The following is a 22,391-nucleotide window of genomic DNA, read 5'->3' as shown; positions in this document are numbered from 1 at the left end:
TGGCAGGGGACGGTGCAAGTCAGGGGTAGAGCTCCCTCCATTCTGTGCTTTTTCACCAAATTCTCCTCTGCCCTGTTCCCACTTCCGTTCCTCCAGAGGGCAAAAGGACCCGGGGCCCCCCTCCCGGATCTGGCTTGGGGGTCCCGGGTCTGTGTGTTTTCTCTGAGTCAGAGCTTTTCCCGGATGCGCCGGCCCATCTCCCGGGTCCCGATGGGGATGACGCCGGGCTCGGCGATGTCGGCGGTGCGCCAGCCCTCAGCCAGCACCGCGTCCACGGCGTTTTCGATGGCCTGGGCCTCCGCGGCCAGGTGGAAGGAGTAGCGGAACATCATGGCCACAGACAGGATGGTGGCGATGGGGTTGGCCTTGTCCTGGCCGGCGATGTCCGGAGCGGAGCCGTGGATGGGCTCATACAGGCCGGGGGCGGCGTCCCCGATAGATGCGGAGGGCAGCAGGCCGATGGAGCCGGTGACCATGGAGGCCTCGTCGGAGAGGATGTCCCCGAACATGTTCTCGGTGACCACCACGTCGAACTGGCCGGGGTCCCGGACGAGCTGCATGGCGCAGTTGTCCACCAGCACGTCCTCATAGGACACGTCGGAGTATTCCTCCGCCAGCCGGTGCATCACCTTCCGCCACAGGCGGCTGGTCTCCAGCACGTTGGCCTTGTCCACGCTGGACACCTTGTTCCGGCGCAGGCGGGCCAGCTCAAAGGCCCGGCGGCCGATGCGCTCGATCTCCTGCTCTGAGTAGGCCATCAGGTCGGTGGCCTCCTCCCCCCTGTCCTCAGTCTGATAGCGGTCCCGCTTTCCGAAGTAGATGCCACCGGTGAGCTCCCGGACCATCATCAGGTCGATGCCTTTCTCGGCGGTCTCCTTCTTCAGGGGGCAGGCGCCGGCCATGGCGGGACGCAGGGCGGCGGGGCGCAGGTTGGCGTACAGCCCCAGGTCCTTTCGGATGGCCAGCAGGGCCGTCTCCGGGCGCTGTTCCGCTGGCTTGTCGCTGCCCCACTTGGGACCGCCTACGGCGCCCAGCAGCACCGCGTCGCAGGCCCTGCACTTCTCCGCGGTGCCTTCGGGGTAGGACACCCCCACTGCGTCAGTGGCGCAGCCGCCCATCAAAATGTCCTCAAAGGTAAAGCTGTGGCCGAACTTCTTCCCCACGGCTTCCATGACCTGGACCGCCTCACCCACTACCTCTGGGCCGATGCCGTCGCCCCGGATCAGCGCGATCTTGTAGTTCATTTCGCCACCCCCCGGTCCTTCAGGGAGTTGAGCAGGCCGCCGCTTTTGATAATTCCGTCAATAAACTCCGGGAAGGGGGCCGCCTGGTAGGTCTTGCCGGTGGTCTCATCGGTGATGACACCAGTGGCAAAATCCACCTCCACCTGGTCCCCGGCCTGGATCTCCTCCGCCGCTTGGGCGCACTCCATAATGGGGAAGCCAATGTTGATGGCGTTGCGGTAGAAGATGCGGGCAAAGGAGGGGGCGATGACGCACTTCACACCGCAGGACTTGATGGCCAGAGGGGCGTGCTCACGGCTGGAGCCGCAGCCAAAGTTAGGACCGGCCACGATGATGTCGCCGGGCTGGACGGTGGAAGCGAAGTCCTTATCGATGTCCTCCATGCAGTGGGAGGCCAGGGCCGCGGGAGAGGGGTCGTTCAGGTGCCGGGCGGGGATGATGACGTCAGTGTCCACGTTGGCACCGTATTTGTAAACCTTCATTGGTTCGTCGATCCTTTCTTTACAAATTAAGAATTAGGAATGAGGAGTTCGGGACCTTATATTCCCCATTGCGCCTGAGGCGCCGTTCGCTTTAGATGCGGGGGTCGGCCACGCAGCCGGCCACTGCAGAGGCGGCGGCCACGGCGGGAGAGGCCAGGATGACTTCCGACTGCACATGACCCATGCGGCCCACAAAGTTGCGGTTGGTGGTGGAGACGCAGCGCTCCCCCTCCGCCATGACGCCCATGTGTCCACCCAGGCAGGGGCCGCAGGTGGGGGCGGAGACAGCGCAGCCGGAGGCGATGAAGATCTCCAGCAGCCCCTCCTTCATGGCTTGGAGGGTGATCTCCTGGGTGGCGGGGATGACGATGCAGCGCACATTTTCCGCCACCTTTTTCCCCTTCAGAATAGCAGCGGCCTCCCGCAGGTCCTGGATGCGCCCATTGGTGCAGGAGCCGATCACCACCTGGTCGATGTGCAGGCCGGCCACCTCGCTGACCACCTTGGTGTTCTCGGGGAGATGGGGCATGGAGACGGTGGGTTCCAGCTTGTCCAGATCGATGACTACCTCCCGTGTGTAGACCGCATCGGGATCGGCCTCAAAGGCCTCGCAGGGACGGCCCACCCGGCCGTTGATATACTCCATGGTCTTCTCGTCTACGGGGAAGATGCCGTTCTTGCCGCCGGCCTCGATGGCCATGTTGGAGATGGTGAAGCGGTCGTCCATGGACAGGGAGGACACGCCCTCCCCGGCGAACTCCAGGGACTGATACAGGGCACCGTCCACCCCGATCTCGCCGATCAGGTGCAGGATCACATCCTTGCCGCTGACGCAGGGCTGGAGCTTCCCCTTCAGGGTCACCTTGATGGCAGAGGGGACCTTGAACCACAGCAGGCCGGTGGCCATGCCCGCGGCCATGTCGGTGGAGCCGATGCCGGTGGAGAAGGCACCCAGCGCGCCGTAGGTGCAGGTATGGGAGTCGGCCCCCACGATGACCTCTCCCGGGGCGGCCAGCCCCTTCTCGGGGATCAGGGCGTGCTCTACGCCCACCTGGCCCACGTCGTAGAAATGGGTGATGCTGTGCTTGTGGGCAAACTCCCGTGCCTGCTTGCACAGCTGGGCAGACTTGATATCCTTGCAGGGGGTATAGTGGTCCAGCACAATGGCGATCCTGTCCTTGTCAAAGACCTGGGTGAAGCCAGCCTTCTCAAACTCCGTGATGGCCACAGGGGTGGTGATATCGTTGCCCAGGACCAGGTTCAGTCTGGCTTCGATCAGCTGGCCCGGCTGGACTGAGGACAGCCCGGCGGCCTTTGCCAGAATTTTTTGTGTCATCGTCATTCCCATGGAATGTGCCTCCTCACTTTTGTGGGTGATTTTTTCCTGTCCAGTATGACGGTTCTCTTGCCAAAAGAATGTTAACTATGATACAATTAAGAGGATTTCTTGGGAAAAGAGGAGAGATCGATGGAATACGCCAACACCTTTTCGCTGGACTTCCCTGTGGAGCTCTGGCGTCCCTTCGCCCAGGACCGCCCCTCGGTCCGCTGCTCCTCCGGCTATCTGATCTACCTCCAGGGGACAGAGGCCACCTGCTTTTATTATTTGAAAAAGGGAAAGGTAAAGAGCTTCATCCAGTCGGAGGACGGGGCGGAGCGCACCCTAAACCTGTATCAGCAGGGCTCCATCTTCGGGGAGGCATCCTTTTTTGACGAACTGCCCCGGGTGTCCTCCGCCGTAGCCCTCACCCCCTGTGAGATCGTCCCCATCGACCGGGAGCAGGTCACGGCGGAATTTACCCGGAATCCAGGCATGGCCATGTCCATGCTGAAATATCTGGCCCGGACGGTGCGGCTGCTGTCCGCCCATGTGGACGACATGGCCTTCCGTCCGGCAGAGTGGCGGGTGGCTCAGTACCTGCTCTCCGCAGCATCTGGGCAGGATCAGGTGTCCTGCACCCAGGAGGAGATCGCCTCATCCATCTCTGTTAGCCGGGTGACCGTCAGCCGCATCCTGAACCAATTCTCCCGCAGGGGGCTGGTCGCTCTGGGATACCGGAGCATTTCTCTTTTGGACCGCAGGACTCTGGAAACGCTCTGCACACCCTAAAGCTGGAGCGGCGCATCAGAAATGCGCCGCTCCAGCTTTTTAGGTCTCTAATGTATCCATAAGCTGCCGAAGCTGCTCCAGCTCCGGCTGACAGCCATAGTCCTCTAAGTCCCAGGGGTCCAGCTTCTCACAGAGCAACGCACGCCCCAGCTGCCGGGCCGTGTCCGGATCACGCGGCGTTCCGATCCCCAGAGCATAACATCGAATCAGGCGGCAGCGGCAGTTGACGTTTTCCTTTTCCGCACCCGCCTGGTAGAGCGCAAACGCCTGCTTCGGGTCCTGCTCTACTCCAATTCCGGTCTCATAAAAACGCCCCAGTGCCCAAAAGGCAGCTTCATCCCCGGACTGCTGGGCCTGTCGGTAGCAGTCCAGCGCCTCTGCGATGCGGCCCGCCTGTTCTGCATGCCAGCCCATGTTATAGAGCGCACAGACACTCCCTGCCTCCGCTGCACGCTGATACCAAAACATAGCCTGTTCGAAATTTCGGGGCCCTCCCCTTCCATTTGCCAGCATCTCCGCCAAATTGTTCATGCTGGAGGCATTCCCCTTCTCTGCCGCACACCGGTAATATTCGACTGCCCTGGCGTAATCCTGTTCTGTCCCGATGCCGTATTCATAAGACCAGCCCAAAAGCCCCAAGGAGTCGGCATCCCCCACTTCGGCGGACTTGTGAAACCAGATCAACGCCTGCTTCAGGTCCTCTGCAACTCCAATGCCGCCCTGACAGCACCGGCCCAGTTCATACATGGATCGGACGGAACCCCGCTCTGCTCCCTGCCTGTACCAGCTTACCGCAGCTTCCGGGTCTTTTTCCACACCTTTTCCCTTTTCATAGCACCAGCCCAGATTTCCCATCGCAACAGTATTTCCGGCCTGTGCCGCCCGCCGATACCACTCCACGGCCTGCTTCCAGTCCTGGGGAACACCGTGTCCACGCTCATAGCACCACCCCAGGTTGCACATGGCGTTGTCCTGCTCTTGTTCCGCAGCCCTTCGCAGCCAGATGACTGCCTGCTTGTCATCCTTCCCAATGCCCCTGCCATGGAGGAGCCGGTATCCAAAGCTGCTCATAGAGCGGGGATTGCCCGCTTCCGCGCCTTTGCGATACAGCTCTGTTGCCTGGACCTGGTCCTGCTCTACCCCGATCCCTTCAGAATAGCACCAGGCCAGATTTCCCATGGCGCGGATGCTGCCCGCCTCCATTGCACGGCGGTACAAAGCTGCGGCCTTTTTCCCGTCCTGATCCACGCCCTGCCCTGTCTCATACAGCCACCCCAGGCAGCGGCTGGCTTCCGCGTCTCCGGCCTCAGATGCCTGTTCATACCAGTGCGCGGCAAGAGGGAGGCTGGCCTCTGCGCCCTCCCCATGCTCATAGTCCCAGGCCAGGCAGTACATGGAACGTACGTCTCCAGACTCGGCTCCACCCTGGAACCACCGGGCGGCTTCGGCGTGGTCCTGCTCCACGCCTTTTCCGTTGTCATAGCACCAAGCCAGGTTGCCCATGGCCCGGCCGCTCCCGGCCTCGGCGCTCCGCAGATACCACTCCGCCGCCTTCTCCCAGCTCTGCTCCACGCCCTGGCCCGCCTCATAGAGCCAGCCCAGGTTGCACATAGCATCGCTGTCCCCTCCGTCCGCAGAGCGGCGGTACCAGTAGGCGGCCTGAGCATAGTCCTGTCCGATCCCCCGGCCCTTCTCACAGCACCATCCCAGATCATACTGGGCCGTGGAGTCCCCCTTCTGAGCCCCCAGGGTCCACCAGCGGACCGCCTCCTGGTCATTCTGAGGGACCCCATCCCCCTTCAGGCACATCTGTCCCAGCTCGCAGGCCGCGGACTCGGCCCCCAGCTCCCATGCCCGGACCAGCAGGTCCCAGGCCCGGTCTGGGTCCCGGGGCATCCCGGTCCCATTGAGGCAGCAGATCCCCAGAAGCAGAGCGGCCCGGCTGTGCCCCTGCTCCGCCGCCTGCGAATAGAGCTGGACCGCGCCGTCCGCGTCCTGCTCCACCCATTTTCCGTGTTCCATCAGCCAGCCCAGACAGCACTGTCCGTCCGCATCCCCTGCCTGAGCCGCACGGCGGTACCACTGTACGGCCTGCTTGGGGGAGATCTCCGTCCCGATGCCAAACTCATAGTGCCGGGCCAGCTCCGCCTGGCTGGAGGTGTCCCCCTGAAGGGCGGAGGTCCGCAGCCATTCCAGGGCAGCCTTTTGGTCCTGGGGCAGTCCCAGCCCCTGTTCCAGACAGCGGGCCAGCAGCCTCTGCCCCCGGGAGGAGCCGTGCTCCGCCGCTTGCCGGAACAGCTCCACCGCCTTTTTCTGGTCTGAAGTGGTGCCGATCCCCTGCTCATAGCAGACGCCCAGATTGCACACCGCCGACAGGCTCCCCATCTCCACGGCCTGCTGATAAAGCCAGAAAGCCTGGCGGGGGTCGGCCTCCACTCCGAGCCCCTGTTCCATACAGATGCCCAGGTTGCAGGTCCCCCAGCCGCTTCCCATTCCGGCGGAGCGGCGGAAGCAGGCCAGTCCCCTCTCTTTCCCATCGGGCCGGCTGATCCAGAAGACACCAAGGGCAGACCAGTCATCTCCGGTCATCTCCCCCTCCGCCGCCTGGAGCATCCGCTTGCCGCAGCGGGGACAGAACTCCGGCAGCCGGGGCCCCTCTCCAAAATAGCCGCACCCCTGGTCTGAACAGCGAAAAATCATACTGCTCTCCTTTCTCTGGCCAGCCTACTCCAGGCCCTGCTCCAAAATTCGATAGATGGCCTCCATGTCCAAGCTCCGCCGCAGCATGTCAGCCAGCCGGTCATACTGCCGCTCCTTAAAGGTACGGGCGTCCTCGGTGCAGGACTGTTCTCCGTTCCACTCCACCCCCTTCTCATCCAGGAGCAGATCCACCAGCCCGCAGGTGAACGCACCGCTGTCAAACAGTCCGTGGAGATAGGTCCCAAGCACCCGGCCCTCCACGGTGAAGATACTCTCTCCCCCGCTGGTCCCCATATGGATCTCATAGCCCTCCAGAGGACACCCCCTGAGCCGTCCATAAAATCCGTCAGGGAGATCCGCTTGACAATACTTCTGTTCTCTGGACTTTTTACGAGAAAAGGTGGTGGCCACCGGCAGGAGTCCCATCCCATGCATGGAGCCGCCTCCCTCCACGCCCTGGGGGTCCTCCAGAGTGCGGCCCAGCATCTGGAATCCGCCGCAGATCCCGATAACTGGGACACCCTTTCCCACCAGCCGGAGGATCGTCCCCTCCAGCCCGCTCTGCCGAAGCCAGGACAGGTCGGCCAGGGTGCTCTTCGTACCTGGGAGGATGACCAGATCCGGCCTTCCCAGTGCCTGGACCCTGTCCACATAGCGCAGTCCTACCGCCGGATGGCGCTCCAGAGGGGCGAAATCGGTGAAGTTGGAGATGCGTGGCAGGCGGATCACCGCCACGTCCAGGGGCTTCCCCTCCCGTCTAGCAGAAAAGTGCTGGGAGAGGCTGTCCTCTTCATCCAGATCCAGCTCCATCCAGGGCACCACCCCTACCACCGGCACATGGGTCAGCTCCTCCAGCTGGGTCAGGCCGGGGCGGAGGATCTCCACGTCGCCCCGGAATTTGTTGATGATGGTCCCCTTCACCATAGCCCGCTCATCAGGCTCCAGCAGGGCCATGGTCCCGTAAAGGGCAGCAAAGACACCGCCCCGGTCGATGTCACCCGCCAGCAGCACAGGCGCCCCCGCCATCCGGGCCATCCCCATATTCACGATGTCCTCCGCCTTCAGGTTGATCTCTGTGGGGCTGCCGGCCCCCTCCAGTACGACGATATCGTGGGTCTGGGCCAGGGCGTGGTAGGACTCCAGAATAGTGGGGATCAGCTGCTTTTTGTAGGACAAGTAGGCAGCGGCGGACATGCTGCCCACCACCTCCCCGTTGACGATCACCTGGCTCCCCACATCGCTGGTGGGCTTGAGCAGGACGGGATTCATCCGCACAGAGGGCTCCACGCCGGCCGCCTCCGCCTGCATCACCTGGGCCCGCCCCATCTCCAGTCCCTCCCGGGTGATGAAACTGTTCAGCGCCATATTCTGGCTCTTGAAGGGAGCCACAGAGTACCCGTCCTGCCGGAAGATACGGCACAGCCCCGCCGCCAGAACGCTCTTTCCCGCATTGGACATGGTCCCTTGGATCATAATGGATCTAGCCATGGAAAGCCTCCCTCTCCTGCTGAATGGCCTGGATCAGCCTCTTATTTTCCCCGCGGCTCCTGACGCAGACGCGGTAGAAGCCAGGACACAGCCCCTGGAAGTCGGCGCAGCTCCGGATCAGGATGCCCCGGTCCAGCAGGCGCTCCCGCCAGCCCTCCTCCCCCTGGAACAGCAGGAAATTGGAGTCGCTTGGGTAGACGTGGAACCGCAGCCTGCTCAGTTCCTGAGAGAGATAGCGGCGCTCCTCCTCCAACTGCTGGTGGACGCGAAATGGCCAGTCCGGCGCATTCTGTAAAGCAGATATCCCTGCCTGTTGTGCCAGCTGTGACACCGGCCAGGGCGGGCCCTCCTCCGCCATAGCGGCCAGCAGCGTCCGGTCATCGGACAGGCAGTAGCCCAGCCGCAGCCCGGCCATGGCATAGCTCTTGGTCAGGGCCCGCAGCAGCAGCAGCCCTCCGCCCTCCAGCTCCCGAACCAGCCGGTCCGGCTCCCCTGGAGACAACTCCAGAAAGCACTGATCCACCACCAGCAGTGCTCCGGCCTCCCGGCAGCGGGCCAGAAGGGCCCGCAACAGCTGGTGAGAGATCAGTGTGCCTGTGGGGTTGTTGGGATCACAGAGGAACACAGCATCAATTTCCTGGGAAATTTTTCCGAGCAGGGCGCTGGAAAAGCGGAAATCTTCGTGCATATTTGCGTAATGGAATTTAACTTTACAATTATTTTTGTACAGGGCCCTGTGGTACTCCGAAAAGGTCGGGGCCAGGACCAGGGCGTGGTCCGGACGCAGGGCTCGGACCAGCCGGTCGATCAGGTCAGAGGCCCCGTTCCCACACAGCACCCAGTCCTCCGGAACGCCGTCCCGGGCGGAGATGGCCCGCCTTAGGCCACGGCAGAGGGGGTCAGGATAGGCGGGAGAGCGCTCCAGCGCCTCCCGCGCCGCCTGGATGGCGCAGGGCGGCACCCCCAAGGGGTTCAGGCTGATGGACAGATCCAGCACAGGCCGCTCCAGTCCATAGATGTCGCCACCGTGGGTCCTCTCCTCCATTTCGCTCCCTCCTATCTGAATATGTGAGAACACAGCACTGCCGCTGCGGCGCACAGGGCCAGACACAGGACCTCGGTCCCGTACATCAGTCGGTTGGCCGCCGGGATGTCCTCCGGCCGGATGGGCCGCTCCGCCTCCCCGATGGTGGGCTTTCGGACCAGCGTCCCAAAATAGCTGGCATCCCCGGCCAGCTGGACCCCCAGCGCCCCGGCACAGGCCGCCTCCGTCTGAGCGGAGTTGGGGGACTTGTGCTTACGCCGGTCCCTGCGCCAGATCCGCAGTGCGTCCCGCCCCCGGAATCCAGGCAGCAGAGCGGCGGCCAGGCACATGAGCAGGGCGGACAGCCGGGCTGGCAAATAATTGGCCGCGTCGTCGGTGCGGGCCGCAGCCCTGCCGAAAAAGAGGTATCGCTCGTTTCGGTATCCCACCATGGAGTCCATGGTATTGACAGCTTTGTACACCATGCCCAGGGGCAACCCGCCCAGAGCCAGCCAGAATAGGGGAGCGATCACGCCGTCAGAGGTGTTTTCTGCCACCGTCTCCACTGCGGCCCGGGTCACGCCGTCCCGGTCCAGGCACTGGGTATCCCGTCCTACAATGCGGCCAACCGCCCTCTGCGCGTCCATGAGGCTCCTGCCGGTCAGGGCCCGATACACCGCCATACTCTCATCCCGGAGGCACCGGGCGGCCAGCAGCTGATAGCTGAGCCAGACCTCCGCCGCAGTCCCCGCCGCCGGAGAGAGGGCATATAGAGCGGCCAGGAGCAGCAGGCTCCCCCCTCCGAAGAGCAGGACCATGGTCAGCACCAGCACCCCGCCGGCCAGCAGTTCTCCTCCCGGCGTCCTGGGAAAAAGCCGCCGCAGGCCGGTCTCCAGGCGGCTGATGGTCCATCCCATCAGCCGTATGGGGTGGGGCATCCACGCCGGGTCCCCCAGGAGCCAGTCCAGCGCGGCAGCGGCCAGAAGGACCCACAGGCGGCTCACAGCGTCTCCAGAAGGGTGAAGGCCAGCTCCTTCCCCTCCTCCACCCGGACTAGGTATCCGCCGCAGTTGCTGGGCAGCCAGCTGTAAAAATCCTGATGTGGCACCGCAAAGCCGGACATAGCGGACATCAGGGTCCCGCCGTGGGCCAGAATCCCGGGCCGGGACATGCCCAGGGCACGGGCCTGCTCCACCACATGGGCCACCCCTCGGCGGCAGCGGGCGATGTGCTCCCCCAGCACCTCTCCTCCGGGAAAGGCGATGTGGGGGTCCCCCGCCAGCCACGCCTGATAGATGGGGTCGTCCTTCAGCTCTGCCCAAGTCTTGCCCTCAAAGGTTCCGAAATCGCACTCCTTCAGCGCGTCCACCAGCCGCTGCTCCACGCCGGGAAACAGGATCTCAGCCGTCTGCCGGCACCGGAGCATAGGTGAGACCCACAGCCCATCGATGGGAGGCATCTCCCCCCGGCGGCGCTCCGCCAGCGCCACGCCCTCCGGGGCCAGGGGGTGGTCCTGGGAGCCTACATACTGCCGCAGCAGATTCCCTCTGGTGGAGCTGTGGCGGATCATCAGCAATTCCATGTCTATTCCTCTCTGTCTGTTCTATTTTAGTCTTATAGCCAGCCCGCAGGAGATCCGGTACACCGCCTCGGCCCTCTCCGCCAGCTGGCAGCAGAGGCGGCCCACCGCCTCCCGCCGCTGCCGTTCCTCCGCCTGGATGGGGACCAGGCCGCAGCCCACCTCGTTGCAGATCACTGCCCGCAGTCCCATCAGCTCCTCCAGATCCGGGAGGGGGTCCAGCGCCTGGAGGTCGTAGAGCACCTGTGTCCCAGGCCCCAGGACCGGGGACAGCTCCTCCTCCCGGACCCCCAGCTCACGCCGGGCGAAGTCCCGTTTTCCTGCCCCAAGGCCGCCCACGATCAGGATCATATCAACACCTCCGCTATCTCTCTCGCCAACACCATCGCCGCCAGACAGCCCAATTCGCACACCTGAAGGAACCACCCCGCCAGGTCACCCGTCAAACCGCCGAACTCCCGACGGGCCATTTGGATATACCAGAGATAGACGAGGATGGCGGCGGCCACAGCGGCGCAGCCCACCCCCAGCATCCCGATGGCCAGCGCCAGCAGAGCGCACAGAAACAGCAAAAACCGCTGCCGCCCCCTCCCCTGCTCCTGCTCCGTAAAGGCGGCCAGCAGGCCGTCCGCCCTGGCCCCCGGCTGGGTCAGCGCCCCGTACCCCGACATGGCCCGGGAGAGCACGGGGACCAGAGCCAGTACCCACAGATCCTCCTTCTCCCAGCCCGGCTGGCACCACAGGGCGTATTGCAGGAGGAGATAGGACACACAGCCCAGCACCGCGAAGGCCCCCACGCGGGAGTCCTTCAGGATCTCCAGCTTCCGGGCCCGGTCCTGGTGGGAGGCCAGCGCATCACAGGTGTCGCAGAAGCCGTCCATATGGATACCACCTGTGTAGGCCAGCGGCAGGAGGACCGCCCCCGCTGCCCGGAGCTGCGGCGTCAGCGTCAGCAGATCCGCCAGCGCGGACCAGGCCAGCAGGAGCAGACCCAGGACAGCCCCCACAAGGGGAAACGCGCACAAAACCCAGGCCCGGCAGTCGTCGGACCACCGGACCCAGGGCATGGGAAGACGGGAGTACATGGAGAAGGCCATAGAGACCGCCCGCAGATACCTCAACAGCACTCCTCCTTCCAGATCACCGGCAGTCCGCAGACCACCTCTATTACCCGGCCGCACCGCCCTGCAGCCAGCCGGTGCAGGCGGGCCAGCCCGTCCAGATAGACCGCCGTCTCGGGAGAACAGGGGACCTCCTCTCCGAACACATCGGCGCTCACCACCACCAGGTTCTGGGCCTGGACGCTGAGCCGCTCCAACCCCTCCGCCGTCCGGAGCAGGGCCCCATCCGGGTCGAAGCCCGAAGGGGAAAACAGCTCATTGGCCCACAGATTGCCCAGATCCTCCAGCAGCACGCTGCTCCCCACCGGGATGGTCAGCCCGCCCAGGTCCCGCGGGCACTCCAGGGTGGAGAAGCCCTTGTTCCGCCGCAGGGCCCGGTGGCGCCGGACCCGCGCCCGGCTCTCCTCATCCATCGCCTCCATGGTGGCCAGATAGATCCGAGGCCCCTCACAGGACAGTGCACACAGAAGATCTTCCGCGTACCGGCTCTTGCCGCTGGCCGCGCCGCCGTAAACCAGTGCCTCCATCTCAGCTCTGGCGGCGATAGGGCGGGATGCCCAGGCCCTGGAAGGTGGCCATGTCCCGATAGATGGACATGGCCATATCCAGCATGGGCATGATGGTCACGGCGCCGGTCCCCTCTCCCAGCTTCAGGTCCGCCGAAACAATAGGGCGCAGCCCCAGGGCGTCCAGGAGCAGGCCGCTGGAGGGCTCCGCTGACCTGTGGCTGGCGATGAGGGCCTTGGCCGCGTCCGGGCAGAGCCGCACAGCCAGCAGGGCGGCCGCGGCGGAGATGGCGCCGTCCAGTACCACAGGCACATGGTGGAGGGCGGCCCCCAGATAAAAGCCCGCCATACCGGCGATATCCAGCCCTCCCACCTTGGAGAGCACATCCAGCGGGTCCCGGGGGTCAGGGGCGTTGACTTCGATGGCCCTGCGGATCACGGCGATCTTCCGCTCCAGCCCTTCATCTGACAGGCCGGCGCCCCGGCCCGTCACCTCCTCCACCTGCCGCCCCAGCAGCACTGCTGTCACGGCGGCGGCGGTGGTGGTGTTGCCGATGCCCATCTCCCCTGCCGCCAACAGGCGATATCCCCTGCCCTTGAGCTCCTCTGCCAGCGTGATGCCGGTGACCACTGCGGCCACCGCCTCGTCCCGTGTCATGGCAGGGCCCTTGGCGATGCTCCTGGTCCCACGGGTCACGTGGCGGCGCAGCAGGCCGCCCTCCTCCACCGGGTGGGCGATCCCGATGTCCACCGGGAACACCTGTGCTCCAGCGGTCCAGGCCATGCGGCAGACACAGGCCTCCCCCCAGGCCATGGAGGCCGCCACAGAGGCCGTCACCTCCGGCCCGGTCTGGGTGACCCCCTCCTCAGTCACACCGTTATCTGCGCAGAAGACGGCCAGCGCCTTTCTGTCCAGACTGACATCCGCGGTCCCCTGGACTCCGGCGGCCCGGATCACCGCCTCCTCCAGCAGGCCCAGGCCCCCGATGGGCTTGGCGATGGAGTCCCAGCGGCGGGCCGCCTCCGCCATAGCCCCCTGATCCGCCGGCGTGATGCCGGAGATCGCGATACTCAATACGCTGGTCGTCATAATGCTCCCTCCTGAAATCGCCCGCACGCCGCCACGAACCGGGACGCAAAGGCCGGATTTGACCGAAAATACAGGTGCGGAAATCCCGCGAACAGGGCTCCCTCACACCGGACACAGAGCCACGCTTCGCCTGTCACAGGCTTTTGCGCCCGGCAGGCCGTTCCGTTGTCCCCACTGTCCCAGCGGTGGAACTCGTGGGCTGCGATGGTCTCCCCCCGAGGAAGATAAGGGGTGTCCTGCTCCGCCGTCAGGGAGATATAGCCGAAGCGGCCGGTTCCGGATGCCCGTTTCCCCCTGCCGGACAGGACCCCCGCCATGGGCCAGAAGACACCGTTTTCATCCTCCAGCTCTTCCTGGAGATAGAGAAAACCGCCGCACTCCGCCAGCACTGGCATCCCGGCGCGGGCTGCCGCACAGATCTCCGCCCGCAGAGACTTGTTCCAGCTCAGCTGCCGGGCATACAGCTCCGGATAGCCTCCGCCCAGATACAGGCCCTTTGCCCCGGAAGGCAGGTGCCGGCTGGTCAGGGGGCTGAACTCCACCAGCTCCGCCCCCAGCTCCTCCAGCAGTTCTAGGTTATCCTCGTAATAAAAGGAGAAAGCCCGGTCCCGTGCTACGGCGATGGGTATCCCGCCGCCGCTCCGGGGCCTCGCTGTCTCCAGCGATGCAGTCAAAGGGGGGGCTGAAGCCGCAATGGCGAACAGGGTGTCCAGGTCCACGCTCTCCTCCATCTGGCCGGCCAGACGCAGGATCTTCTCCTGAAGCCCCTCTACCTCGGCCGCCGTGATGAGGCCCAGGTGGCGGCTGGCCAGCGCACAGTCCGGCATCCGCGGGATATGCCCCAAAACCTGCAGGCCGGTCTCCCTCTCCAAAATGGGTGTGAGATGGCGGCAGAGCTTCGGGGAGCACTGATTCAGGATGACGCCCTGTATCATGTCGGGCGCCCGGAATGACCGCAGCCCCTGCAAAACAGCAGCCAATGTGAGGGAGGTGCCCCCTGGAACGACGGTGAGAACGACCGACGTATCCGTAGCCCTGGCCAGGTGCCAGCTGCTGGCCCGTTCCGTTCCGGCGATTCCATCATAAAAGCCCATGCAGCCCTCCAGAACGGCCAGGCCATGGCCCGCACCGGCACGGGCCATCAGCCCCCGCACCGTGGGCTCGTCCGAAAAAAACAAGTCGAGATTGCGGCTGGGCAGACTCAGCACCTCCCGGTGGAAGAGAGGGTCAATATAGTCCGGGCCGCATTTGAAGGCACAGGGGTCCACTCCCCGGTTCAGGGCGGCCTGAAGCAGCGCGCAGGTCAGAGATGTCTTCCCGCTGGAGCTGGCAGGGGCCGCCACCATCACTCTGGGGAGCGATACGGTCTGATGTTCCATGGATCAAGTTCCTCCCAGTGGGTTCCTCGGATTCTCATTATAGCGGCTCTCCAGACAAAATGCAATCTGAGAATCCAGACATTCCTGCCCTTTCCAGGCCCGATCCAGAAAGCTCCTCGGAAAAAAGAGGGCGATCCGCCGCGGACATGCTCTGGGACGCCTGTGTCCCGCCGGGGCCGCCGCTCTCCCCACGGCATAGGATGGTGCGGAGGAGCAATCCTCCAATCCACACAAGGAGGAATCCTGCATTGAACAAAGAAACTTGCAGCGCGGCCGGATCGGCCAGCTGCCCGGACTATTTCGGCACACTCCCCTCTTGTGCCGGGCTGGCTGTCCCCTATGTCCCCTTTCAGCAGAATGGGTCTCAAAAATATTCTCAGGGGGATGCCCTGAGTAACGGTACGCTGTTTCCCGGTCTGAATCTGCCCTTCCATCTGAAAGTGGAAGGCAGCACCCTTCCCTCCAATCCGCTGGTAGAGCTCCAGGCACTGGAGTTCGTGGTGCTCGAGCTGGGCATCTATCTGGATACCCATCCGGAAGACATGGAGGCATTCCAGCTGTTCCAGCAGTATGCTGCCATGGAAAAGTCCGCCAAGGCGGCCTATGAAAAGCGGTTCGGGCCGCTGATGAAAAGCACGGCGGCCACGGAGGACACCTACCGTTGGCTCCAGGACCCATGGCCCTGGAACTACCAGCAGAATGAGGTGAAGTGACATGTTTATTTATGAAAAAAAGCTCCAGTTCCCGGTAAAGATCGCCACGCCTAATCCCAAACTCGCCGCTTTTATTATCAGTCAGTACGGAGGTCCCGACGGGGAGCTGGGCGCTTCCATGCGCTATCTGTCCCAGCGCTACTCTATGCCTTATGCCGAGGCAAAGGGACTGCTCACCGACATCGGTACTGAGGAACTGGGCCATATGGAGATGGTGGCTGCCATCGTCCATCAGCTGACCCGGAACCTCACTGACGAGGAGGTACGGAACTCCCCGTCCTTTGCCCCCTATTTTGTAGACCACACCACCGGCGTCTATCCCACGGCAGCTTCGGGCTTCCCCTGGAGCGCCGGCTCTATCCAGTCCACGGGCGACGTCATCGCTGACCTTACAGAGGACCTGGCAGCAGATGGTGCAATGGCGTAAGGCCAACAGCCCTTAAAATGCATCAAACTCCCTGATTCCGCAACAAAAACGGAATCAGGGAGTTTTCCTATCTTATACGGTTTAAGTCAGCGCTGTCAAGCCCTTCTCCTTCAGGAAACCATCTGCATTTTGAATCGCCGCATCAATTTCTTTGTGGTTGATCCGGTTTAAGTCGGCCTCCTTCTCCCCCTTCAAAACCAGCCGCACCTTGCACATCTGGAAGAGCATGCTTACCAACCGGACCGTGTTCTCTGTCAGCGTCTTCTCCGCATCGGAATAAAGATTCCAGTCAGTTTTTCCGGACAAAATCACCAGATTGCCGAGCTGCTCCAGATGACGCCGGTAGACCCGATCTACAGCGGAGAGTGTTTTTTCAAATTTTGCCTCCGTATCGGCCAGCTCCACCAAATACAGCCGGATCTGGTTGATTTCTTCCTCCGCCTTTTTCATTTGCTCCATGGCTTGATTGGCCTTATCTGAGAGCTTGCTGCCGGTCAGATTGAAGATGATCCCACCAACCAGAAGTCCCATGCCCAACGTCGTCGCGCCGAGAATCGTCGTACCAAGTGCGATCCCTCCGCCGCCGGCCGCAATCGCTCCGCCGCCCAGAGCAGCCAGCGTGGCATTGGTTGCCGCAGCGCCGCTCAATGAGGCAATGGCCGTTCCGGTAGAGGCTGTCCCAAACGCCATAACGGCGGCTGTTGTCGCACCAGCAGCGGCAAACCCACCGGCTGTGCCCAACGCGGCACCGCCAAGACCGCCCAGCAGGACTCCCGCTCCTACAGATACTTCCTTCAGTTCCTCGGCATTATACATGGGGATCTTCACATCATCCTTGCTATATTCTTGGAACTCAGGGCGGTTCTGGATTCGGTCAAAAATGTCGGAAAATTTCTGAAAGCTCTCCAGGATCTCCAGTTCTTTCTTACCCAGCGCATCCATGGCTTCGGTCGTCTGCTTGTTCTGCGCTTCAAAGCGAGCAATGTTGTCCTGGTGCCGCTGTTCCGCACTCTTCATGGTGTCGTGAGCTTTTTTCATTTTTACGCCCCCATGAATGGCGCTTCCAACCCCGGCAGCAGCGGCAGCAGCGGCGGCTCCTCCTAAAATAAGCGGTAATGGCATGATAATATCCTCCTTCACTCTTTCAATAATTTACATGCCTCTTTATTGAGACGGATATACTCCTCATAAGTCATCATCTCCTGAAAAAACAGATGATAACATTCATCGACCCGGCACAAAAGCGGCCGGTTTTCATAAATGCTGCACAGATTTCCAGCCAGGTACCGGCACGTCCCGTCCCCCCGGTCCAGTTCGGCATACAGCTTGGACTTCCTTAGATTCCGGCAGCATGCTCCGCATCGATCGCAGTAAAACATCACCGAAACACCAGATGATTCTTTTTGTTGGACATAAAGGTATCAAAATTTCCCTGCCAAGGAAGGTCAATTCCTAAGTCAATCATGGATTTCCGAAGAAGGATGTTAAGTTGATCTTCTGTCTGAACGTGATCCATATACTGAAGCGAATGATTATAAAATTCCGTTTCTTGCTGGAAAGATTCCAAATCAATGCTCTTCAGTTGGGTAAGATAGAGCTCGAGACTTTTGTTAATCCGCTTATATGCATCCAATTGTTTTTGAAGTGAAAGCGCAATTCCGGTACGAATACAGATTTCTTTCAAAACCAATGTACTGAAACGTACCCAGGCAATCAGATTCATACGCAAAAAGAGATTTAACCAATTCCCGCCAGAACGAATAGCCGCATCTGCTCCATCCATCAGACACAGCGTGCCGTGTCCAAAAAGTAGCATTACTCTCAAATCCGCATGAGCTTGCGTTGGCACACACTCGGTCAAAGGAATTCCACGATAAAAATACCTCTTTATTGTCCAAATGAGCCGAATGGTTAAATCACATACCAGAACCGGGATCGCCATAGCAAGGCTAAAACGGGCATCATATCCCTCTTGGAAAGCCCGGATTGCTAAGGTCGCAAAATCTTGTCGATCTTTTCCGATTTGAAAACTTCCAAAATTACAAAATTGAAAAAGCTCAAAAAAAGGAATAGCCACGCCTGTCCCTCGTCCAGAATTTCCTCGACTACCGGAACTCCCTGCAATATCGGACATGATATGTCCAAACCAGTTTGCCACACCACAGAAAAGTTTTGAAATAACATTATGTCCTTGCAATTCGAATGTCTGTGTCTGTATTGTAATTAGTTTTCCATTGCTGATAAAGGAAGCAGTTGAGGTAAATTGGTTCAGAATGGAAAAAAAGAGCCCGACGACATCCGGCGAGTGGGCCAGCGATTTTATATGATGATTCTTAGTGCTCATAGCAAAAACGCTGTCTACATCCGCTGTGTAACGTTGATCATAATTTACTTTAAATTTTCGCTCTAAGTAACCGATTGCACTGGCAACATTGCTTTCCTTTCCAGCAGCCGGTTTCCAGCCTGTCATGCTTGCAAATTTCATGACGGCAGTATCGACCTGTTTGTCCGTCCACTGCCCAAGCGCACTCTCGCCCGGAGCCCCTACAAAAAAAATATCAAGCAAACCTGCAATGGCTCCGCAGGCAATGGAACACAAATAATCTTGTGTCTCACAGGAATCCTGTCTTAACAAGACAGCATCACTTTTGGAAATGGCTCCCCACTCCATTATGGATTCTCCTTCCAATTATTCTACAACCGTTTGACTCGATTCCCCTGACTTTTCAGCCACATATCGATCCCCTTTCCAAACACTTCCGCCCGGATCTCATACGTCCCGTCCCGCTCGCCGACAATCTCCGCTGTGGGCAGGCGGTCCAGGACGGCTTCCACCGACAGTCCCTGATACAGAAAATGAACCGTCCGCAGCCTCCCTCCGTACATGAATTGGACCCGCTTTCGAAATTCCCCTTCTGAAAAGCGCTGACTATATGGGACGGTGAAGTGTTCCGATTGTACCTGGATCTGTTCCAGGCGGTCCACCCGATAGATAGTGGGATAGGGGTCCTCCGGATATTCAAATTTCTGATTTCGGTCCACGTTTTTCAAAAATGCCGCCAAATAAAAGTAGAACTCGGAGCACATCAGGCCCACTGGTTGGAGCCGGCGGTGCTTCTTCTCTCCTGTCTGAGTTTGATAATCCGCCTCGATCTCTGAATGGGTCTGAATGGCCTGCCCCAGGGTCCATAAAATGTCTACCAGCGGTTTTCCGTGGCGGGGCTCCACATAACAATGGCGCTCGTTGGAAAGAATCTCCTGGAGCTTTTCCCGCTCCGGCGGCCGTATGCCAGGAGCCAGGAGTTTATCCAGAATCTGATCCAGCTCCCGCTTTGATAGCGACCGGCTTTCTAGGAGAATCTTGCAAACCGCCAGCATTTCCCCACAGGAGAGAAGCGCACCCTCACCCTCGGACAGCCGGTAGCAGTTCCGCTCCGGATCATAGTGGATCTCCAACGGCGGAGTCTGCTCCGCAAAAAAGTTCCGGAGCTGTTCAATATCCCGCTGAATGCTGCGCTCAGACACGCCAAAGACTTGCGCAGCCTCTTTCTTCCAAATGCTCCCCCGGTTGACCAACTGATCGTACAGAGATAGGAGGCGGAATCCTTTTTCCTCTGCCATTTCTCTCCCTCCTTCTCCATTATACCGACCGGGTTAGACGGAAACTGTCCATGAGAAGAAAAAAGCTCCTGTTTCCCATCCCTTATTCTACCCTAAAAGTTCTTTTATTTCAACACCAAAAGTTTATTTATAGAAGGAACTCTCCGGGATAAACTGAATGAAACTACTGGGGGGCGCTATATGGACTGGATAGCAATCGGAAGCAGGATACGAAAACAGCGGGAATATCTTGGCTACACCAGAGAACAGTTTGCCGAACTGCTGGAGGTCACACCGAAATTTTGTTCGGATATTGAACTCGGCGTCAAAGGGATGTCTGTTCCGACCCTCTGTAAGATATCTTCCACGCTCCGTCTGACCACAGATTATATTCTATTTGGCAGAGCAGAGGTCCGGGCCGACGATCCACTCTCTCTTCTCCTCCACAGTTGTACAAATACAGAGCGGGAGTATGCCGAAAGTCTGTTAAAAACCTTTCTTTTGGCCATGAATACAAAAAAAGATTCGCCTTAACCGGCGAATCTTTTTGCTTTCCGATAAAATGTGCTGGGTGACAAGTTCAGCTTTCTCATAGCTTCTGCTGCTGTCAGCTCTCCTGCCTGCCACCGCCGTATAACTATGTCCAGACCTGGCGGCTCAATGGGTTTTCGCCCCTTGTATCGGCCCTGACCTTTTGCAGCCGCAATTCCCTCCCGCTGCCGCTGGAGGATGTATTCCCGTTCCAGTTCTGCCACCGCACCAAAGACGGTCAGCATAAACTTTCCTGTGGGCGTCGTAGTGTCGATCGCCTCCTTCTGGGATATGAATTCCACTCCTTTACCCGTAAGGCGCTCTACTAATTCGAGCAGGTCGCGGGTGTTCCGAGCAAACCGGCTGATCGACTCGACAATAACGGTATCCCCCTTTCGCACATATTCCATCATTTTCTGCAGTTCCGGTCTCTGTGCATTTTTCCCACTGGCCCGGTCAATGTAGAACTCATCCACCCCCAGGCGTTCCATCAGAATCTCCTGGCGAATCGTATTCTGCTCTTGTGTGCTCACTCTGATATAGCCGATTCTCATCGTTCAATTCCTTTCTCTTGTCAAATGTACAGTTCCTTGGTATACTAAAATTAATAAAGTTTGTACAGAATCTTGTTTCGGGAGGTGGCTATCATGGCGGTTCGCACGCTATCTGAGATCCAGGATATCGTTTCCCGCTTAGCCAGACAATACGGTGCGAAGCGGATCTATCTATTTGGCTCTTACGCCCGCGGAGATATGAATGAGGACAGCGATATCGATCTCCGTATTGATAAGGGCGCAATCCAAGGGTTGCAGCTAGCAGGTCTTCTCCTTGATCTGGAAGACTCTCTTGGCGTGTCCGTTGACTTGATTCCGACCACCAGTTTGGAGCCCCATTTTTTGGAGTCCATTCACAACGATGAGGTGCTGCTATATGAAGCCTCTTGATCGTGACATCCACATCCTGGAGCATATTGTCTCCTATTGTCAGCAGATTGAGGAAACGGTTGCCCGTTTTGGCAATGACGGCTCCATTTTTTCTTCAGATCCTATTTATCGAAACGCAGCCGCTCTCTGTATCCTACAGATTGGGTAACTGGTAGGAAAATTGAGTGAGGAATTTCGATCTCAGCATTCTTCGATTCCCTGGCGTCAAATCAAAGCCATGCGGAATATTGTCGCACATAGTTATGGTACCGTAGATCCAGAAACTACTTGGGAGATCATTCAATATGACATTCCAAAGTTAAAGGAATATTGTGCTTCCCTCTTAGATACTCCTACAGAAAAAACCTGAACAGTTCTCAAAAGGATCGGTTCCCAAATTGGCACATGCCAAATCTCGGAAACCGACCCTTTTGAAATACATAAACCGTGTGCTACTAGGGTATACCCTACTGGCACACGGTTTTGGTTTATCCAGGCAGAGTCAGCAGCTTTCCCTCCTCGTGACATATAAGAGCAGCAGAATCCTGAAAGAGATAGACTGCCTGGATTGGGCCGCCCACTACCTGCTGCATTGCCTTCAAGCCATGTGCGATTCCCCTTACACAGGGGACTTTTCCTGGCTCCACCACCAGAATTTTCATGCGCTTTTTCTCACCACAATCCTCTGCCATATAGAGTATCCTCCAACTCTTCGGGTGTAAATCCTTCCTGGTACAGCTGATCAATGTGTATCCGAAGGCGGCAGCCACTGACTTGATCTCCTCCAGGTAAGGGTCCGCTTCTTCCGTTTTCCATCCAAAACTGCGCCAACTGCTGTATGGGTACTATCCCGGCCATTGCCAGGAGGAAAGCAGTTTACTGTCATCAAACTTTCCGCAGGAGATATGTCCGGCCTCGTCGATTTTTAAAATCTCTCCGTTCTGAATTGAGACCGGCATCGGTTTTCCAAACGGCAGACGCAGACACCGCAGCACCCGGTTCAGAATATCCTCAGTAGACGCATACAGGTAAAGTCCCGCACTTGGGTAATGGTAGAGACACATGGGGTTGTCCCCCTTGATGAAATACAATTCCTGTTTTGGCCCCAGCAGTGTAAAGGTATAGGAGCCCTCCAACTGCTCGGCCAGCCGTCGGAGGCTGTCAAAGTTCAGCGCTCCCTCCCGCTCCAGGAGCTGGACCGCCACATAGCTGTCCGTCTCGATCCTGTTTTTTGGGATTCGCAGCTTCTTGCGCAGAGACCGGTCGTTTTGAATCACCCCGTTGTGGGTCAGGGCAAACGCCCCCTCCCTGGTCTGGCCCAGGAAGGGATGGTTGTTGTAATTGCGATTTTCATTCCCCTGGGTGGTCATGCGGGTGTGCCCCATCACTACCCAGGCGTCTCCAGGAAGCCTCTAGTGTATGGCATGGGCGGGCTGTGGGCACTTGTAGATGTGAAGCTGTCCCCTGCTGTGAT

At 59.8% G+C, this 22,391-nt stretch carries 24 protein-coding genes and 1 pseudogene; 6 read left to right on the top strand and 19 right to left on the bottom strand.

What is annotated here, in order from left to right:
• Nucleotides 1-167: 167 nt before the first annotated feature.
• The 3 genes from leuB to leuC form a co-directional block, all read right to left on the bottom strand.
• Entirely contained in the window at nucleotides 168-1,244 is a 1,077-nt protein-coding gene (gene leuB / locus L9O85_RS07365) for a 3-isopropylmalate dehydrogenase (protein WP_050624809.1), read from the bottom strand.
• On the bottom strand, nucleotides 1,241-1,726 hold the full coding sequence (locus L9O85_RS07360) for a 3-isopropylmalate dehydratase small subunit (protein WP_050624808.1): 486 nt from the start codon (nucleotides 1,724-1,726) through the stop codon (nucleotides 1,241-1,243). Before L9O85_RS07360 ends, leuB begins: the two co-directional genes overlap by 4 nt.
• A 91-nt stretch (nucleotides 1,727-1,817) precedes the next feature.
• Entirely contained in the window at nucleotides 1,818-3,074 is a 1,257-nt protein-coding gene (gene leuC / locus L9O85_RS07355) for a 3-isopropylmalate dehydratase large subunit (RefSeq protein WP_050624807.1), read from the bottom strand.
• Nucleotides 3,075-3,194: 120 nt separating this feature from the next.
• On the opposite strand from leuC, the gene L9O85_RS07350 reads away from it, so the two are divergent.
• Nucleotides 3,195-3,836 carry a Crp/Fnr family transcriptional regulator gene (locus L9O85_RS07350; RefSeq protein WP_301580070.1) on the top strand — a complete coding sequence of 214 codons (642 nt, stop codon included), beginning with the start codon at nucleotides 3,195-3,197 and terminating at the stop codon, nucleotides 3,834-3,836.
• A 39-nt stretch (nucleotides 3,837-3,875) separates the two neighbouring features.
• Here the strand turns inward: L9O85_RS07350 and L9O85_RS07345 are convergent, their stop codons facing one another.
• Genes L9O85_RS07345 through L9O85_RS07300 form a run of 10 tightly spaced genes read right to left on the bottom strand, consistent with a single transcriptional unit; the run spans nucleotide 3,876 to nucleotide 14,723 of the window.
• Nucleotides 3,876-6,536 (bottom strand): tetratricopeptide repeat protein, encoded by a 2,661-nt coding sequence (locus L9O85_RS07345; protein ID WP_301580068.1) that lies wholly within the window; start codon nucleotides 6,534-6,536, stop codon nucleotides 3,876-3,878.
• Nucleotides 6,537-6,560: 24 nt separating this feature from the next.
• On the bottom strand, nucleotides 6,561-8,024 hold the full coding sequence (locus tag L9O85_RS07340) for a cobyric acid synthase (RefSeq protein ID WP_301580066.1): 1,464 nt from the start codon (nucleotides 8,022-8,024) through the stop codon (nucleotides 6,561-6,563).
• Complete coding sequence (locus L9O85_RS07335; RefSeq protein WP_301580065.1) at nucleotides 8,017-9,069, bottom strand: pyridoxal phosphate-dependent aminotransferase; 1,053 nt, start codon at nucleotides 9,067-9,069, stop codon at nucleotides 8,017-8,019. The genes L9O85_RS07340 and L9O85_RS07335 overlap by 8 nt, the downstream gene beginning before the upstream one ends.
• A gap of 11 nt (nucleotides 9,070-9,080) precedes the next feature.
• Nucleotides 9,081-10,052, bottom strand: coding sequence for an adenosylcobinamide-phosphate synthase CbiB (cbiB, locus tag L9O85_RS07330; RefSeq protein ID WP_430688784.1), 972 nt, complete (start codon nucleotides 10,050-10,052; stop codon nucleotides 9,081-9,083).
• Nucleotides 10,049-10,630 carry a histidine phosphatase family protein gene (locus L9O85_RS07325; RefSeq protein WP_108981220.1) on the bottom strand — a complete coding sequence of 194 codons (582 nt, stop codon included), beginning with the start codon at nucleotides 10,628-10,630 and terminating at the stop codon, nucleotides 10,049-10,051. Before L9O85_RS07325 ends, cbiB begins: the two co-directional genes overlap by 4 nt.
• 21 nt (nucleotides 10,631-10,651) lie before the next feature.
• Nucleotides 10,652-10,978, bottom strand: coding sequence for a bifunctional adenosylcobinamide kinase/adenosylcobinamide-phosphate guanylyltransferase (locus L9O85_RS07320; protein WP_108981221.1), 327 nt, complete (start codon nucleotides 10,976-10,978; stop codon nucleotides 10,652-10,654).
• Nucleotides 10,975-11,748: an adenosylcobinamide-GDP ribazoletransferase gene (locus tag L9O85_RS07315; RefSeq protein WP_256181476.1), complete on the bottom strand. Its 774-nt coding sequence runs from the start codon at nucleotides 11,746-11,748 to the stop codon at nucleotides 10,975-10,977. Before L9O85_RS07315 ends, L9O85_RS07320 begins: the two co-directional genes overlap by 4 nt.
• Nucleotides 11,745-12,275 carry a bifunctional adenosylcobinamide kinase/adenosylcobinamide-phosphate guanylyltransferase gene (locus L9O85_RS07310; protein ID WP_256181475.1) on the bottom strand — a complete coding sequence of 177 codons (531 nt, stop codon included), beginning with the start codon at nucleotides 12,273-12,275 and terminating at the stop codon, nucleotides 11,745-11,747. The genes L9O85_RS07315 and L9O85_RS07310 overlap by 4 nt, the downstream gene beginning before the upstream one ends.
• Before the next feature lies 1 nt (nucleotide 12,276).
• Nucleotides 12,277-13,344 (bottom strand): nicotinate-nucleotide--dimethylbenzimidazole phosphoribosyltransferase, encoded by a 1,068-nt coding sequence (cobT, locus tag L9O85_RS07305; RefSeq protein ID WP_256181473.1) that lies wholly within the window; start codon nucleotides 13,342-13,344, stop codon nucleotides 12,277-12,279.
• Nucleotides 13,341-14,723: a cobyrinate a,c-diamide synthase gene (locus tag L9O85_RS07300; RefSeq protein WP_301580064.1), complete on the bottom strand. Its 1,383-nt coding sequence runs from the start codon at nucleotides 14,721-14,723 to the stop codon at nucleotides 13,341-13,343. Before L9O85_RS07300 ends, cobT begins: the two co-directional genes overlap by 4 nt.
• Before the next feature lie 248 nt (nucleotides 14,724-14,971).
• On the opposite strand from L9O85_RS07300, the gene L9O85_RS07295 reads away from it, so the two are divergent.
• Nucleotides 14,972-15,436 carry a spore coat protein CotJB gene (locus L9O85_RS07295; RefSeq protein ID WP_276755807.1) on the top strand — a complete coding sequence of 155 codons (465 nt, stop codon included), beginning with the start codon at nucleotides 14,972-14,974 and terminating at the stop codon, nucleotides 15,434-15,436.
• Nucleotide 15,437: 1 nt separating this feature from the next.
• Nucleotides 15,438-15,848: pseudogene (locus tag L9O85_RS07290) on the top strand (manganese catalase family protein); the annotation flags it as partial.
• Nucleotides 15,849-15,944: 96 nt separating this feature from the next.
• On the opposite strand, the gene L9O85_RS07285 reads toward L9O85_RS07290, so the two are convergent.
• From L9O85_RS07285 to L9O85_RS07275, 3 genes are all read right to left on the bottom strand, one after another.
• Nucleotides 15,945-16,985, bottom strand: a complete 1,041-nt coding sequence (locus tag L9O85_RS07285) for a hypothetical protein (RefSeq protein ID WP_050624795.1) — start codon at nucleotides 16,983-16,985, stop codon at nucleotides 15,945-15,947.
• A 256-nt stretch (nucleotides 16,986-17,241) separates the two neighbouring features.
• A complete protein-coding gene (locus L9O85_RS07280) occupies nucleotides 17,242-18,534 on the bottom strand; it encodes a hypothetical protein (RefSeq protein WP_050624794.1) in 1,293 nt (430 codons plus the stop codon).
• Between the two features lie 23 nt (nucleotides 18,535-18,557).
• Nucleotides 18,558-19,484, bottom strand: coding sequence for a helix-turn-helix transcriptional regulator (locus L9O85_RS07275; protein WP_301580059.1), 927 nt, complete (start codon nucleotides 19,482-19,484; stop codon nucleotides 18,558-18,560).
• Nucleotides 19,485-19,664: 180 nt separating this feature from the next.
• Here L9O85_RS07275 and L9O85_RS07270 point away from each other — a divergent pair, with 180 nt between their 5' ends.
• Nucleotides 19,665-19,997 carry a helix-turn-helix domain-containing protein gene (locus tag L9O85_RS07270; protein ID WP_301580057.1) on the top strand — a complete coding sequence of 111 codons (333 nt, stop codon included), beginning with the start codon at nucleotides 19,665-19,667 and terminating at the stop codon, nucleotides 19,995-19,997.
• Here L9O85_RS07270 and L9O85_RS07265 read toward each other — a convergent pair.
• The gene (locus tag L9O85_RS07265; RefSeq protein ID WP_301580056.1) at nucleotides 19,994-20,548 is read right to left on the bottom strand and encodes a recombinase family protein; all 555 of its coding nucleotides are present in this window, start codon (nucleotides 20,546-20,548) and stop codon (nucleotides 19,994-19,996) included. The two genes, L9O85_RS07270 and L9O85_RS07265, sit on opposite strands and share 4 nt — an antisense overlap.
• Before the next feature lie 93 nt (nucleotides 20,549-20,641).
• On the opposite strand from L9O85_RS07265, the gene L9O85_RS07260 reads away from it, so the two are divergent.
• Nucleotides 20,642-20,938 carry a nucleotidyltransferase family protein gene (locus tag L9O85_RS07260; protein ID WP_108981228.1) on the top strand — a complete coding sequence of 99 codons (297 nt, stop codon included), beginning with the start codon at nucleotides 20,642-20,644 and terminating at the stop codon, nucleotides 20,936-20,938.
• A 217-nt stretch (nucleotides 20,939-21,155) separates the two neighbouring features.
• Nucleotides 21,156-21,287, top strand: a complete 132-nt coding sequence (locus tag L9O85_RS07255; protein ID WP_301580118.1) for a HepT-like ribonuclease domain-containing protein — start codon at nucleotides 21,156-21,158, stop codon at nucleotides 21,285-21,287.
• A gap of 118 nt (nucleotides 21,288-21,405) precedes the next feature.
• Here L9O85_RS07255 and L9O85_RS07250 read toward each other — a convergent pair whose 3' ends face one another.
• Entirely contained in the window at nucleotides 21,406-21,609 is a 204-nt protein-coding gene (locus L9O85_RS07250) for a DUF3846 domain-containing protein (protein ID WP_301580054.1), read from the bottom strand.
• 153 nt (nucleotides 21,610-21,762) lie between these two features.
• Nucleotides 21,763-22,302 carry a hypothetical protein gene (locus L9O85_RS07245; protein ID WP_301580116.1) on the bottom strand — a complete coding sequence of 180 codons (540 nt, stop codon included), beginning with the start codon at nucleotides 22,300-22,302 and terminating at the stop codon, nucleotides 21,763-21,765.
• Nucleotides 22,303-22,391 lie beyond the last annotated feature (89 nt).

This window comes from Lawsonibacter asaccharolyticus, assembly GCF_022453915.1.
GTDB classification, from domain to species: domain Bacteria; phylum Bacillota; class Clostridia; order Oscillospirales; family Oscillospiraceae; genus Lawsonibacter; species Lawsonibacter asaccharolyticus.
The sequence above is the reverse complement of the archived record's forward strand: the minus strand, read 5'-3'. Positions and strand labels throughout refer to the sequence as shown.